The sequence below is a fragment of the Pseudomonas silesiensis genome (assembly GCF_001661075.1).
GTDB lineage: Bacteria > Pseudomonadota > Gammaproteobacteria > Pseudomonadales > Pseudomonadaceae > Aquipseudomonas > Aquipseudomonas silesiensis.
Window position 1 is genome coordinate 2,073,354 of the sequence record NZ_CP014870.1, and the last position, 13,452, is coordinate 2,086,805.

Annotated in this window: 12 protein-coding genes, 1 tRNA gene and 1 pseudogene; 8 read left to right on the plus strand and 6 right to left on the minus strand. The window is 54.9% G+C overall.

The features are described 5' to 3' along the window. Positions 1 to 76 precede the first annotated feature (76 nt). A complete protein-coding gene (locus tag PMA3_RS09510) occupies positions 77 to 307 on the plus strand; it encodes a hypothetical protein (protein ID WP_064676904.1) in 231 nt (76 codons plus the stop codon). Between the two features lie 333 nt (positions 308 to 640). Here the strand turns inward: PMA3_RS09510 and PMA3_RS09515 are convergent, their stop codons facing one another. The 4 genes from PMA3_RS09515 to PMA3_RS09535 form a co-directional block, all read right to left on the minus strand. Then, positions 641 to 1,654 (minus strand): isocitrate dehydrogenase, encoded by a 1,014-nt coding sequence (locus tag PMA3_RS09515; RefSeq protein WP_064676905.1) that lies wholly within the window; start codon positions 1,652 to 1,654, stop codon positions 641 to 643. 134 nt (positions 1,655 to 1,788) lie between these two features. After that, positions 1,789 to 2,550: a YoaK family protein gene (locus tag PMA3_RS09520; protein WP_064676906.1), complete on the minus strand. Its 762-nt coding sequence runs from the start codon at positions 2,548 to 2,550 to the stop codon at positions 1,789 to 1,791. Between the two features lie 38 nt (positions 2,551 to 2,588). Beyond that, a complete protein-coding gene (locus PMA3_RS09525; RefSeq protein ID WP_064676907.1) occupies positions 2,589 to 3,833 on the minus strand; it encodes a malic enzyme-like NAD(P)-binding protein in 1,245 nt (414 codons plus the stop codon). 511 nt (positions 3,834 to 4,344) lie between these two features. Continuing rightward, positions 4,345 to 4,575 (minus strand): hypothetical protein, encoded by a 231-nt coding sequence (locus PMA3_RS09535; protein ID WP_064676909.1) that lies wholly within the window; start codon positions 4,573 to 4,575, stop codon positions 4,345 to 4,347. A 140-nt stretch (positions 4,576 to 4,715) separates the two neighbouring features. On the opposite strand from PMA3_RS09535, the gene PMA3_RS09540 reads away from it, so the two are divergent. Beyond that, entirely contained in the window at positions 4,716 to 6,371 is a 1,656-nt protein-coding gene (locus tag PMA3_RS09540; RefSeq protein ID WP_064676910.1) for a SulP family inorganic anion transporter, read from the plus strand. Positions 6,372 to 6,440: 69 nt separating this feature from the next. Here the strand turns inward: PMA3_RS09540 and PMA3_RS09545 are convergent, their stop codons facing one another. Then, entirely contained in the window at positions 6,441 to 6,626 is a 186-nt protein-coding gene (locus PMA3_RS09545; RefSeq protein WP_045060687.1) for a ribbon-helix-helix protein, CopG family, read from the minus strand. A gap of 463 nt (positions 6,627 to 7,089) precedes the next feature. Between PMA3_RS09545 and PMA3_RS09550 the strand changes: the two genes are divergently transcribed. Next, a tRNA-Gln gene (locus PMA3_RS09550) sits at positions 7,090 to 7,164 on the plus strand. A gap of 61 nt (positions 7,165 to 7,225) precedes the next feature. Here the strand turns inward: PMA3_RS09550 and PMA3_RS32325 are convergent. Further along, positions 7,226 to 7,384 (minus strand): annotated as a pseudogene (locus tag PMA3_RS32325) (SDR family oxidoreductase); the annotation flags it as partial. A 351-nt stretch (positions 7,385 to 7,735) separates the two neighbouring features. On the opposite strand from PMA3_RS32325, the gene PMA3_RS09555 reads away from it, so the two are divergent. The 5 genes from PMA3_RS09555 (at position 7,736) to PMA3_RS09575 (ending at position 13,437) form a co-directional block, all read left to right on the plus strand. Beyond that, positions 7,736 to 8,563 (plus strand): helix-turn-helix domain-containing protein, encoded by an 828-nt coding sequence (locus PMA3_RS09555; RefSeq protein WP_064676911.1) that lies wholly within the window; start codon positions 7,736 to 7,738, stop codon positions 8,561 to 8,563. A gap of 255 nt (positions 8,564 to 8,818) precedes the next feature. Then, positions 8,819 to 10,330 carry an ABC transporter substrate-binding protein gene (locus PMA3_RS09560; protein ID WP_237140727.1) on the plus strand — a complete coding sequence of 504 codons (1,512 nt, stop codon included), beginning with the start codon at positions 8,819 to 8,821 and terminating at the stop codon, positions 10,328 to 10,330. Between the two features lie 178 nt (positions 10,331 to 10,508). Next, positions 10,509 to 11,525 (plus strand): ABC transporter permease, encoded by a 1,017-nt coding sequence (locus PMA3_RS09565; RefSeq protein ID WP_064676913.1) that lies wholly within the window; start codon positions 10,509 to 10,511, stop codon positions 11,523 to 11,525. Beyond that, positions 11,522 to 12,406, plus strand: coding sequence for an ABC transporter permease (locus tag PMA3_RS09570; protein ID WP_064676914.1), 885 nt, complete (start codon positions 11,522 to 11,524; stop codon positions 12,404 to 12,406). The genes PMA3_RS09565 and PMA3_RS09570 overlap by 4 nt, the downstream gene beginning before the upstream one ends. Beyond that, on the plus strand, positions 12,406 to 13,437 hold the full coding sequence (locus PMA3_RS09575) for an ABC transporter ATP-binding protein (protein WP_064676915.1): 1,032 nt from the start codon (positions 12,406 to 12,408) through the stop codon (positions 13,435 to 13,437). The genes PMA3_RS09570 and PMA3_RS09575 overlap by 1 nt, the downstream gene beginning before the upstream one ends. Positions 13,438 to 13,452 lie beyond the last annotated feature (15 nt).

Below are 13,452 nucleotides of genomic sequence, written 5' to 3' on the forward strand. Positions count from 1 at the left end.
GCGACGTCTTTTGCTCAGCTGCCGGGAGGCAAAATCACGCATGAGAACAGCAAGATTTGAGCGCTTGGAGAGCTGCATGAAACGTGAGGACGTAAAAATCAAACACGCTGAAGGCATTCAGTTTGACACCCATTTGATTGCCAATCCGGCCAACACCCAGGAGTGGATCGCCTTCTTTAAAAAGGAAGCAGGAAGAAGCTTTTTCCTGGTCAATGACAACGAAGAAATTGAACCCTTCCGACACCTTGATGATTTGATTCATGAGCTGCGTGAAATCGGCATCAAGGTGGCTGAAATTCATTTGTGAATTATTTTTCCTTGGAGTGTCGTCATGTCTGTCAGGGTCGAACATCTGTCTAGTCAGAGTGAAGATCTATGGTCCGTGTGTGTAGGAACCCGGCGAATTCAGTTCCGCAATGAGCAGGGTGCAAAGGACTACGCGGCAAAGCTGAAACAGCGTATAGAAGCTCCACATATGTACCCGTATGCAGTGCCGGCAACCGGTAACGGAAACTGCAGTAAGTAATTAATGTGTTGCCCTTGTTTTGGCTGGACGGTGATCACCATGGACCTTTTGCTCTCGGCCCAGTGGGAACAGATATAAAACGCCAGCTCTGACTGAGCTGGCGAATACGTCTATCTAGTCACGCAAGTAGGCCACCAGGGCGTCAGCGAAGGACTCGGTCGTTCCGGTTCCCCCCATATCCGGTGTTACCTGATCGCGGGCGGTTTCCAAAACAACGCGGATAGCGGTACGAATGCGTGTCCCCTTGTCCACCATGCCCAGATAATCAAGCATGTCCGCGGCAGCCAACAACAACGCACAAGGGTTCGCGATGTTCTTGCCAGCGATGTCCGGTGCCGAGCCGTGGACCGCTTCAAAGATGGCCGCATCGGCGCCGATGTTAGACCCGGGCGCCAAGCCCAATCCACCCACCAGGCCTGCGCACAAGTCTGAAAGGATGTCGCCAAACAGGTTGGTGGTGACAATGACATCGAATTGATGGGGATTCATTACCAACTGCATACAGGCGTTATCGACGATCATTTCGTGGAATTCGATTTCCGGAAAGTCCGCAGCGACCTCACGCGCAACCTCAAGAAACAAACCGGAGCAAGACTTGATGATATTGGCCTTGTGCACCGCGGTAACTTTCTTGCGTCCTTTGCTACGAGCCAGCTCGAACGCGTATCGCACGATGCGTTCGGAGGCTGTGCGTGTTACGCGAATGCTCGCCAAAGCGACTTCGCCGTCTTCTGAAATACTCTGTCCTTCGGGTAAGTAAGCTCCCTCGGTATTTTCGCGCACCGTGATGATGTCGATATCTTCGAAGCGCGAACGGGTCCCCGGGAAACTGATCGCTGGTCGGACATTGGCGTAGAGATCGAAATGGCGGCGAAGGTGAACGTTGATCGATGAGAACCCACGGCCAATCGGTGTCGTCAGAGGGCCTTTAAGTGCGATGCCATGTTTGGCGATCGTATCGATAGAGGCGGGTGGCATCAGCTGTCCATGTTGCTGCAACGCCTCCAGGCCGGCCTCAACGAAGTCGTAGCGAAGATTGCAGTCAAGGGCGTCGAGTACGCGTAGCGTCGCTTGCATGATCTCGGGGCCGATGCCGTCGCCCTTGATGATTGCGATTGTTCTGCTCATGGTCTCTTCCTTAACAGAGCTTTGTCAGCCTGCTGTATTGATTGGGTGATTGAGACTGGTGTCACGAATATGCGCATGACATTAACATACAATGTTAATGTTTGCGGCAGGCGCGCTCAGCAAAAGTCATTGGCTCACTTTCGCATGACGCGGCGGACAAAAAGCCTGACGTCATCAAAGGCAGGCACGATTGCCAGCGTCACCAGTACCATCGCGAGCGGTACGGTTGAGATGTAACCAATGTGCTTGAACCCAAATGCCCCCATCACGCCGCCGAAGAAAAAATTTAGCGCCAGCAGTATCAGTATTTTGAGCCGGGTCCGATTGGCGAGAACTTTTGGGTGTGTCGATGTGCTGGCGGCATTCCAGTAAAAGAGTTTTCCCAACTCAATTCCGATGTCCGTGATGATGCCGGTGATGTGTGTCGTGCGGATTTCGGCTTTTGAGATTTTGGTGATCACCGCGTTTTGTAGCCCCATGATGAAACACAGGAGCATCACGGTGACTGATACGAACAAACCATCCACTGTGGATAGTTGGGCGCCCAGAAAGCCAAAGCAGATAAGCAGAAAGGCCTCGACCAAAAGTGGCACTGCAAACTCACTGTGCATCCGTCTGCGTCGGGAGTAATTGACCATGGCCGCAGAGCACGCAGCCCCGACCAGAAAAGACAACAAGGCGCCGGCGCCACCAAGCATCAGGTCGTAGGCGCCCAGCACACTGTTGTCTGCCATCGAAGAGACGATGCCCGTCATGTGTGAGGTGTACTGATGCACTGCCAGGAAACCGCCAGCGTTGGTTGCTCCCGCGACGAAGGCCAAGGCAAACCCAAGATGTCGGTTTGCGGTGGTGGTACGCCTTCGCCCGGTGAGACTCCTGACATATTTGATCGGCATTTATTCACCTTTGTCTCAAGCATATGAGGAGCAAAAGCTTAAAGCGGGTAGTGCGCCGGGTAATGCAGCTTCGCAACGCCGGTGTCGATAGCCGCCTTGGCCACTGCGCCGGCTATTGCTCCGAGCAGGCGAGCATCGAGCGCTTTGGGTAGGATGTAATCGCGCCCAAACTCAAGCTTATCGACGTTGAACGCTTGCAGCACTTCCACAGGCGTCGGCTCTTTGGCCAATTGGCGCAGTGCTTCCACCGCCGCAATTTTCATCGCTTCGTTGATCCGGGTTGCGCGAACATCCAGCGTCCCGCGGAAAATGAACGGAAAGCCCAGAACGTTATTGACCTGGTTCGGGTAATCAGAGCGACCGGTCGCCATGATCAGGTCATCACGTGTGGCCATGGCCAGCTCGTAGCTGATTTCAGGGTCCGGGTTCGAGCAGGCAAACACGATCGGGTCAGGTGCCATCGCTGCCAATGCTTCTGCCGGGAGGAGATTGGCTCCAGACAGGCCGACAAACACGTCAGCACCGGTCATGGCTTCCATCAGCGTACGAGGGCCACCGTCGTTGACGAACTGTGCTTTGTATTGATTGAGGCCTTCCCGAGCGGAGTGGATAACACCGACACGATCGACCATGTACAGGTTGCTTTTCTGAGCGCCGAGACTAAGCAGCAGGCGCATGCAAGCAGTGGCGGCGGCACCGGCGCCGAGGCAAACAATTCTCGCATTCCCCAGGGTTTTGCCCTGGATCTCAAGTGCATTGAGCATGCCGGCGGCCGTGACGATGGCCGTACCGTGTTGGTCGTCGTGGAAGACCGGGATGCTGCACTGTTCGATCAGTGCTGCTTCGATTTCAAAGCACTCAGGCGCTTTGATGTCTTCCAGGTTGATGCCGCCAAAGGTGTCGGCAATGCGCACGACAGTCTCGATAAAGGCCTGGGAGCTCTCGGCATTGACTTCGATATCGATCGAATCGATTCCGGCGAAACGCTTGAACAGCAATGCTTTGCCTTCCATGACCGGCTTGCTGGCCAAGGGGCCTAGATTGCCGAGGCCCAGGATGGCCGTGCCGTTGGTGATCACGGCCACCAGATTTCCTTTACCGGTGAAGCGGTAGGCATTCTCTGGATTCTTCGCAATTTCGCGTACGGGCTCCGCTACGCCTGGGCTGTAGGCCAGTGCGAGTTGGGCGGCTGTGTCGGCGGGCTTGGTCAGCGCGATGCTGATTTTTCCTGGGGTTGGGAATTCGTGGTAATCCAGTGCAGCCTTCTTGAAGTCGGTAGTCATGCGATCACCTGATTAGACATTGATTACAATCGCATGTTAACACTATTATAATGCGAGGCAACGAGGTCCTGACCCACAGACCAGGATCAAATTGCCGGCTGAACGCTGCTGATGAAGGGGTTTGTCAGCCAGCGGACCCATTCTATTGGCCCTGAGACTTCAGGGTGGGCCTGTATCTGTTGGTCAATAGAGATCCTCCTATGCTTGAACCCGTCTTAGGCCACCTCGTGTGGCCATTTTTTTGCGCGCTCGAATGTCCCCAGCGTCAAGACGCTGAAGTGATGGACGTGGCTCAAATGAAGGCGGTGATCGAAATAGCGGGGAGCGAAAGGGGAGCAGGCAATGACAAAGGCGCTGAGAGAGGTACCCGGCAATGCTGTTCGAGAGCCCTGGATGAAAGGTTTTCTGGCTTTGCCCTGGACACCTTTGTGCTCCAGCACCGAGCGCGATAAAACCTGGTCAGCCGGGCATCAACCAACAGGCAACAGTTCAGGTGTTGGAAGTGGAACAATCAGAAATGAACTTCGGCGGACTTGATACCCAGCTCTCGAAGCTCGCGGATCAGTTCATCGAGGTGTCCAAATGACTCAATTTCCTCGTTGTCATTGACCAGGAAATAGCTTCTCCCAGCCTCCTTTTTGAAAAGAATGATCCACTCGTGCGTATTGGCCGGGTTGGCTATCACATGCGTGTCGAAGTGCATGCCTTCACCGTGTTTGGTTTTGACGTCTGCGCGTTTCATTCGGGGGCTCCGGGCATATGTTTATGCGCTCTCGACACTGAATCTACAGTGTCGCTGGTGTCGTATGAGGCTAGGCCAATTGCTTTACTATTATCACTATGTGTGAATAGTATGCACATGTCACCAAGGCGAGGCTAGTCATGATTGCCATACGAGAAGCATGGAAAGCGGGCTTGTTAGGGCGCGAGCATTGGCTTCGAAATATCGTCTCGGGGGTCATCGTCGGCGTCGTGGCGCTACCCTTGGCCATGGCATTTGCCATCGCCTCGGGCGTCAAACCTGAGCAAGGGATTTACACCGCCATTATCGCTGGTCTCTTGGTTTCGCTCTTCGGAGGGAGCCGTCTTCAGATAGCTGGCCCGACAGGGGCATTCATTGTCATTTTGGCGGGTGTGACCGCTAAATACGGTGTTGATGGCTTGCAGATCGCGACGATGATGGCCGGTGCAATATTGTTACTGCTCGGCATCACCAAGCTTGGCGCACTTATCAAGTTCATTCCCGATCCCGTGATCGCTGGGTTCACCGCCGGCATTGGTGTGATCATTTGGGTCGGGCAGTGGAAAGACTTTTTGGGCTTGCCGAAAATCAGTGGCGACCATTTTCATGAGCGGCTTTGGCACCTCATCCAGGCTCTGCCCGGCCTCCATGTGCCCACGACCCTATTAGCCCTTTTGAGCCTGCTGTTGGTGATACTCGCGCCTAAAGTACCAGGCGTAAGGCGTGTTCCTGGTCCTCTGATTGCCATGGTCGTTGTGACAGCGTTGCATTCCTGTTTTCAATTCGATGGAGTGGCAACGATCGGGAGTGCATTCGGGGGAATTCCTCAAGGACTGCCCAGCATTGGCCTTCCTGAAATAACGCTGCCGCAGATCATTGAATTGATTGGTCCTGCGTTCGCGATCGCGATGCTGGGGGCGATCGAGTCGCTGTTGTCTGCTGTTGTCGCCGACGGGATGGCCGGCACCAAACATGACTCCAATCAGGAGTTAATCGGACAAGGTATTGCCAACCTGGTCACTCCTCTGTTTGGTGGCTTTGCTGCGACAGGCGCGATCGCTCGAACAGCGACCAACATCCGCAACGGTGGCAACAGCCCCATTGCGGGTTTTGCGCACGCCGTCACGTTGATCTTATTGATCCTCTTCCTGGCACCTCTGGCTTCGGATATCCCGCTGTGCGCGTTGGCTGCGATCTTATTCGTGGTCGCTTACAACATGAGCGAACTGAAGCACTTCAAACGCATGGTCAAACGAGCCCCAAAAGCGGACGTTGCGATCCTTTTAATCACTTTCAGCCTGACCGTTTTCAGCGATCTGGCGATTGCAGTGAATATCGGGGTCATTCTCGCCATGCTGCAGTTCATGCGTCGGATGGCTGCATCTGTAGGGGTGCAGTTAATGGTCGAAAAAGAGCTGGAGGCAGAGTTGCGCATGAATGGGCATGTACATCTTCCACCTGGTGTTTTGGTTTACACCATTGAGGGACCCCTCTTCTTTGGCGCAGCAGAAACCTTTGAGCGCGTTTTGGCTCAGACGCACACCGATCCCGGAACGTTGATAATTCGTCTGAAGCGGGTGCCGTTCATGGATATCACGGGCTTACAAACGCTGCTCGAAGTGATTGAGCAGCTGCGTAAACGCAGCATCGTCGTGAAGTTGTGTGAAGCCAACGAAAAAGTCCTTGGCAAGCTCGACAAGGCAGGGGTTCTTCAGGCACTCGGCTCACAGCATTATCATGCTGACTTCAGTGGTGCACTGGGCAGCTACGCCGAGATCGACAAGCCCCAAGGCTAGAGATTAGGTGCAAGAGAGTAGAAGGAGCGATGAGCAGGCATTCGACGTGCCCGCTCATGCGCAGATGAATCACTTACCATTGGCCGCAGTTTTGCTTTTGGTGGCGTAGGACACGCCATGCGTCTCCAGATAGTCCCGAATAAGCTGACGAACGACCTGAGAGGGCGTCAGATCCTGAGACGCGCACAGCTCTTCAAGCGCTTTTTTCTTGACGGGATCAATGAGCACCGTTAATCGTGCAGTCTTGTTTTCCATGGAATTGCCAGTACCCTAAAACGGTCGATGTTAATCAAATTGTAATGGTCGGGGATTTGTTTGTCACCGATTAGGTTCGTTACAGTTGCTTCATTTATCCGCCGAGCCCTGACGTCCAGGGCCTTTTTCCTTTTCCAGTATCGAAAATGACTATCTCGATTTTCCACTCGCAACCTGATGCTTGACATGCCGGGGCCGGAACTGTCACCGGCAACCTTCGTGGTACTGCTGGAAAACTCAAAAGACCTGGAGAGGAATGGATCTAACCTGGATCAACAGTAAGTGACTGTTCTAAAGCAAATTTTTTGTTTTTGGTCTTCCCAGGCGAAGCGAAAGTTGATAAATTCCCGCGCATCTTGCAGAGGCCCTTACAGGGCTTATAGCGTAAGGCAGCAACATCTCGATGTTGCTCGCAAGCTGCAAAATCAAGAAGAGAGTGCCGGGCACTCGTCGCAACAGATACAGGGGCGTCGCCAAGCGGTAAGGCAGCAGGTTTTGATCCTGCCATGCGTTGGTTCGAATCCAGCCGCCCCTGCCATTTTCCTTATACCCACTCAGCTCAGCCGGCATGCTCGAACGTATGCCCGGATGCACCACGGTCAACATCTGGCCGTTGTCGGAAGCCTTCCATCGATTAACAGATTCTGTCCGGTCAGATAGCCAGCGTGACTGCTGCAGACAAAGGCGCAAAGCGCACCTGATTCCTCGAGAGAGCCGAATTGCTTTGCAGGGATTTCGCTACGGCATTCGGCGACGAATCAAGTACCACTGTCGAACAAGCGCGGAAAAACCTCGAGCTAATGATTGACCGGATCAAGGCTGCCAAGTCATCGACGGAGATCATTTTAACGGTGACGAATCCAGTGATTGGAGTCTCTGCAGTGCAGAGACCGCAGTTAAGGGATTTCGCTGGATAAGCTTGTGTATTTGTTGAATATTTCCTCACCTGGTCGCTATGGTCGGGCTCAATGCTCGCGTCGATCACGGGTTGGCAATGCCAAGCTTCTGCGCCACTTTCAGGCACTGTCTTGCACTGAGCTTTTGAAGCCGTGACCCCAAGCGACGATTAGTTCAGCATGTTGTCAATTCTGGCGTTAGGAATACTCTTTATGGTCAGTTCCAGTTCATCCCAGTCGATGCAAGACTTCAGTCAAAACTTGCGCCTTCTCTGCGGATATTATAAGTCGGTGGCGAAGGTGTGCCGCTCCCTTGATATCAACCGCCAGCAGTTCAACAAATACTTGGGGGCGCAAGCGACGCCCTCGTCCTTTACCCTGCGCAAGATCTGCACTTTTTTTGGGGTGGATGAGGAGGAAATATTCTCCGAGCATGAATCCTTCCGCGCTCTGCTCAACAGGCAACGCACGGCGCGAGAGTCGGACAGTGCGGTACCAGCCGATTTTTTCCCGAGCTCCGCGCAGGCGTTGTCGAAGTACCAGGGTTATTACTTTGTCTATTTGATGTCGCCTTCCGCGCCGGGGGAGGTGATCAAGTCGATTACCCGCTTGACCCGCTCCGGCGAAAAGATCCTGAGTAAAACCTACGAGCGGATGAGGTTGGGCGATGACCAGCTGAAGAGTTTCGGCATCAATAAATATCGTGGGTTCTGCTTTGCCTCATCGGATCTGATTTACATCGTCGAGCGCGAGTACCTCTCGTCCCGGGGGTATATCTGGTCAGCGATTTATCCCTCCTACCGCAGTCGTTTCCGTTTTCTAAACGGCTTGGTACTCGGCGTTTCGGGTGACAATTTCCGCCGTCCTTTTGGTGCCCATATTGTATTTGAGTACCTGGGCGAGTCGATCGACATGCGTAACGCTCTCACCAGTTGCAGCTGTTTTCCGATTGATGCCCCTGAGATTCCCAATGAGGTGAGGGCGCGGCTGCTGGTGCATCCACCAGAAGGCGAGTTCAACCTTGTCCCTCCGCTGTTTTAGTCTTTTTTAAAAATAGACGCTAGGTGACGCTTCTGGGCGTCACCTGGCGTTTTTTTCTTCGTGCTCGCGAAATTGAGCTGGCCGTGCGTCAGATCAATAATGTCATACCCCACTCAATAGTCAGTTTCGTTAACGGCCAATCACATCATTCATTCCAGTTGAATGAGTGCCTGTTTCTACAAGTGATCCGCTGCGCCCACCATAAAAATAAGAGGAACACCGATGAAGTTAAAAAGAACCTTGATGGCGGGGTTGATGGCGCTGTCCGTTACCGCGCCGTTGACCAGTGGTTTGGTGTATGCGGCAAACAATACCTTGGTTGTCGCTGATCGAGCCTCTTTCAAGGATTGGGATCCAGCCTCGGCTTTTTCGGAGGAAGTGCGGGTGCTGGGCAATATCTACGAGACACTAGTGGTATATAACGCGCCAGGCAGTGCTGAGGAGTTTTCCCCCGGGCTTGCCACGTCCTGGGAAAGCAGCGACAACGGCAAGACCTGGACCTTCAAGCTGCGGCACGGCGTTAAATTTCATGACGGTTCGGCCTTCAATGCCGCAGCGGTCAAAAAGTCCATTGATTACGTCAAGCAGCTGAAACAGGGCGCTGCATTTGTATGGAACGGTCTGGATACCGTCGAGGCCCTCGCTGACGATACGGTAGTGCTCAAGTTCAAGAGTCCCACTCCGGCCAATCTGATCGCGGCAGGTCAGTATGCCGCTTACATCATTGCCCCGGCGGCGGTGGAGAAAGGGCATGACTGGATGATGGCTCCCAACGCCATCGGTACCGGTCCCTACAAACTTGGGCAGGTCGAACAGGGCCAGCAAGTGGTGCTTGAGCGATTCGATGGCTACTGGGGAGGTTGGAAAGAAGGGCAGTTTGATCGGGTCATCGTCAAGGTCGTGTCCGAAGCCGCCACTCGTACCCAGATGATCAAAAATGGCGAGGCCGGTGTCGCTTGGGATATCCCTCTTGATCAGCTCAAGGTGTTGGGAGAGGACCCCTCCATCAAGGTGAGCACCGCACCTTCGTGGAAGAACTTCCAGTTTTTGATCAATACCCAGAAGTACCCTACGAACAACCTGGCATTTCGTCAGGCGCTGCAGTACCTCTGGGACTATGAAAGTGTCACCAAAGATATTTTGCATGGCTACGGCAGCGTTCCCAAGGGGCCTTTGCCCACCAGTATCTGGGGGCATGCCAGCGTGCCTATGGCCTCTTACGATCTGGATAAAGCCCGACAATTGTTGGAAGCCTCCGGTGTACCCAAGCAGGACTGGAAGGTCTCGATGCAGTACATCAGTGGCGTCTATTCGCACGCTGCTGAACTGTTCCAGGCGACGGCGTCTCAGGTGGGCGTTGAGGTGGAGTTACGCCCCGGCGAGTGGGGTGTGATCTGGGATAAGGCCAAGAAGCTGGATACCGCTCCCAACCTGCAATCCATGGCTTGGTGGCCGACGTATCCGACACCCAGCGATTGGCTTTTCGGTGAGTTCCATACCGAGAAAACCACGCTATTCAATCTGTCTCACTACAGCAACCCAAGCTTTGATCGGTTGATCGAAGAGGCGGTGGCGCTAGAAGGCAGTGATCGGGCCCGGTCCGCTGAAAAGTACATGCAGGCCCAGCAGCAACTGGTCAAGGACGCCCCTGCGATCTGGTACGCCGACATGCAGCAGACCCGCGTCTCCCGCAAAGACATCAAGGGTATGGAAAGGAGCCTGAATCCTGCTTATGAGGCGATTCTCTACTACAACCTGAATCGCTGATTGCTGAGTCGTCCTTGATGAAGTGGTACGCGTAATACCTGATTTGCCATGTAAATCGATTACCGGGCAGTTAGTTAATTTGCCAGGTCATTGCCTCAAGGGTTAATCCGCTTTTGGGGTTTTTATGTAGAGCGTAAGAAGTCAGGGTCAAGTTTTTTAGCCACAAGGGGTATTCCAAATGGCGAAGTATATAGCTCAGCGATTGATAGTGATGTTCTTCATTCTTTTGGGAGTGTTGACCATCACCTTCGTCCTGAGCCGAGCTCTTCCGGGTTCCCCGGTAGAAATGATGCTGGGGAACCACCCCACGGTGGAACAGATTGCCGTCGCACGGGAAAAACTGGGGTTGGATAAGCCTCTGCCGATCCAATACTTCAATTACATCGGCGATCTTCTGCGAGGTGATTTTGGCACTAGTCTGCGCACCGGGCGGCCGGTGGTGGAGGAAGTGGTCAGGCGGGTTGGTGCGACGTTTGAACTGACATTCCTGGCGATGTTCTGGGTGGTGCTGCTGGGGGTGCCGATCGGTGTCATCTCAGCGGCGCGGCAGAACTCAGTGGTCGACAATACGGCTCGAGCGGGGTCCATCGCCGGGACGGCGTTTCCAGTTTTCATCCTGGCCATGGGCTTGCAGTTGCTGTTCTACGGCAAGCTCAACTGGCTGCCCCTGCAAGGACGTATCGATGCTTCCATTCTTCTCGATACCCCCTTTGAGCGTGTGACAGGCTTTTACCTGATCGACACTCTGCTGGCCGGTAATTTCGTAGCACTGTGGAGCGCCATCAAACACCTGACGCTACCCGTGCTCACCCTGGTCATCGTGACCTTGGCCACTGTCACCCGGATCACCCGCAACATGATGGTGGAGGTGCTATCCGAGGAGTACATCCGTACGGCCGTTTCTTACGGTGTACCCAAGTGGCGTATCCATTACGCCTATGCCCTGAAGGCGACAATGATTCCGCTCCTGACAGTGGTGGGCCTGACCTTCGGTTACCTGCTCGGTGGTGCGGTAGTCGTTGAGTTCATTTTCGATTGGCCTGGCCTGGGCGGCTTTGTGGTGTTTTCGATTGCCCAGAATGATTTCCCCGCTGTGATGGGCGCCACCCTGGTGCTGGCCACGACGTATCTGTCGATCAACCTGATCGTTGATCTCTTGTATCACCTTGTTGATCCGAGGTTGCGAGTCCAATGAGTATCCAAGACGTATCCCTGTCCATGCCCCCGCGAGCTCCATCATGGCGTATCAAGGCCCTGGCGTTTGCCAGTGATAACAAGTTGTTTGTATTCGGCGCGCTGTTATTGCTGCTGATCATCCTGGCGGCAGTCTTCGCCCCCTGGCTTGCACCTTATGAACCGAACAAGATTGTCTTTTCCCAGAAATTGCTGGCACCCAACTGGGCACACTGGATGGGCACCGACGAGTTTGGTCGCGACATTCTTTCACGGGTGCTTTATGGCGCACGCACCTCGCTGATCATCGGAGTGAGCGTGACTCTGATTGCGATGCTGATCGGGATTCCGATCGGGCTTGTTTCCGGTTACTTCGGTGGTCGAGTTGATACGCTGCTGATGCGTTTCTCAGATGTGTTCCTGGCCTTTCCGCCGCTGTTGTTGCCGATCGCTATCACCGCTGCGCTGGGATCGGGATTGGCTAACGCGATGTTAGCGCTCGCTGTCTCCTGGTTTCCCTGGTACGCGAGGATCATGCGCGGTGCGGTAGTGCGGGTTCGGTCAGAAACCTATATCCATGCCGCGCGTTCGATGGGCGTCAGTCACTGCCGTATCTTGCTTCGCCATGTACTGCCCAATGCGACCACGCCTGTGATCGTGCAGGGCTCCATGGACTTTGGTTACACCATTCTCGCCGCTGCCTCGCTGAGCTTTATCGGGCTGGGGGCCAAGCCGCCCATGATCGAATGGGGGCTGATGGCCGCGGCGTCGCGCTCGCAGTTACTTGAGAATCCCTGGACGGTGTTGTTTCCCGGAGTGGCGATTTTTGTTCTGGTGCTGGCTGTCAACCTGGTAGGTGACGGGCTGCGCGATGTGCTTGATCCAAAGAAGGGGACACGCTGATGATCGACGAATCCTTGCAATATTCGACTATTGAGCGTCTCGCCGCTGCGAATAACGACGCAGCTCAAGACCTGGTGCTGGAAGTGGAAGGGCTGACGGTGTCCTTCCCTGGTTTGTTCAAGACCGTAAAGGCCGTACGCGGCATCGACCTTCAGGTAAGGCGCGGCGAGATCCTCGGATTGGTGGGGGAGTCGGGCTCGGGCAAGTCACTGACGGCCATGTCCTGCCTTGGATTGATGCCCGAGGCCGCTCGGCTGGAAGGCAGTGTCAGGGTCGCCGGACAGCAGGTCAACGGCGCGTCGGCGTCGCAGCTGGCGGTTTTGCGTGGCGGTGGCGCGGCGATGATCTTTCAGAATCCGATGAAGGCGCTCAACCCGTTCTTCACCGTCGGGCGGCAGATGTTCGATGTCATCGGCTGCCATCGGCAACTGAGTAAGGCACAAATCCGCGCCGAGGCGCTGAGCTCGCTGGAAGCGGTGAGCATGCCCGACCCCCCTCTGGCGCTAGCCAAGTACCCGCACCAGATGTCTGGCGGTCAGTTGCAGCGAGTGGTGATTGCCATGGCGCTGGCCTGTCGGCCGAAACTGCTGATCGCCGATGAGCCGACCACGGCGCTGGACGTCACAGTGCAGGCGCAGATCATCGCCCTGCTGCGCAAGCTGGCACGGGAGCAGGACCTGGCGATTCTGTTTATCACCCACAACCTGGGGGTAGTGGCTTCGCTCTGCGACCGGGTGGCGGTGATGTATGCCGGCGAAGTGGTGGAGAGCGGTCCGGTAGGCCAGGTGTTCAAGCGGCCTGCACACCCCTACACCCTGAAGTTGATGGGCACCGTGCCAAAGTTGGGGCAGGGACCCCAGCCCCTGGGCTTCATCCCGGGGCAGGTGCCGAACATGGCGGCTCCGCCGGCAGGCTGCGCCTTCAACCCGCGCTGTGAGCGGGCCACCGGACGCTGCCATCAGGCTGCGCCGAGGGTGGCCATCGGCAAGGAACACTGGGCAGCTTGCCACAACATGATAGTCAAGGTGTGAGGCTTCTTTGAAAGG

What these genes read in the sequence shown, in the direction of transcription:
- PMA3_RS09510 (WP_064676904.1), top strand. Translation starts at nt 77, where the DNA reads ATGAAACGTGAGGACGTAAAAATCAAACACGCTGAAGGCATTCAGTTT.
- PMA3_RS09515 (WP_064676905.1), bottom strand. Translation starts at nt 1,654, where the DNA reads ATGAGCAGAACAATCGCAATCATCAAGGGCGACGGCATCGGCCCCGAG.
- PMA3_RS09520 (WP_064676906.1), bottom strand. Translation starts at nt 2,550, where the DNA reads ATGCCGATCAAATATGTCAGGAGTCTCACCGGGCGAAGGCGTACCACC.
- PMA3_RS09525 (WP_064676907.1), bottom strand. Translation starts at nt 3,833, where the DNA reads ATGACTACCGACTTCAAGAAGGCTGCACTGGATTACCACGAATTCCCA.
- PMA3_RS09535 (WP_064676909.1), bottom strand. Translation starts at nt 4,575, where the DNA reads ATGAAACGCGCAGACGTCAAAACCAAACACGGTGAAGGCATGCACTTC.
- PMA3_RS09540 (WP_064676910.1), top strand. Translation starts at nt 4,716, where the DNA reads ATGATTGCCATACGAGAAGCATGGAAAGCGGGCTTGTTAGGGCGCGAG.
- PMA3_RS09545 (WP_045060687.1), bottom strand. Translation starts at nt 6,626, where the DNA reads ATGGAAAACAAGACTGCACGATTAACGGTGCTCATTGATCCCGTCAAG.
- PMA3_RS09555 (WP_064676911.1), top strand. Translation starts at nt 7,736, where the DNA reads ATGGTCAGTTCCAGTTCATCCCAGTCGATGCAAGACTTCAGTCAAAAC.
- PMA3_RS09560 (WP_237140727.1), top strand. Translation starts at nt 8,819, where the DNA reads ATGGCGCTGTCCGTTACCGCGCCGTTGACCAGTGGTTTGGTGTATGCG.
- PMA3_RS09565 (WP_064676913.1), top strand. Translation starts at nt 10,509, where the DNA reads ATGGCGAAGTATATAGCTCAGCGATTGATAGTGATGTTCTTCATTCTT.
- PMA3_RS09570 (WP_064676914.1), top strand. Translation starts at nt 11,522, where the DNA reads ATGAGTATCCAAGACGTATCCCTGTCCATGCCCCCGCGAGCTCCATCA.
- PMA3_RS09575 (WP_064676915.1), top strand. Translation starts at nt 12,406, where the DNA reads ATGATCGACGAATCCTTGCAATATTCGACTATTGAGCGTCTCGCCGCT.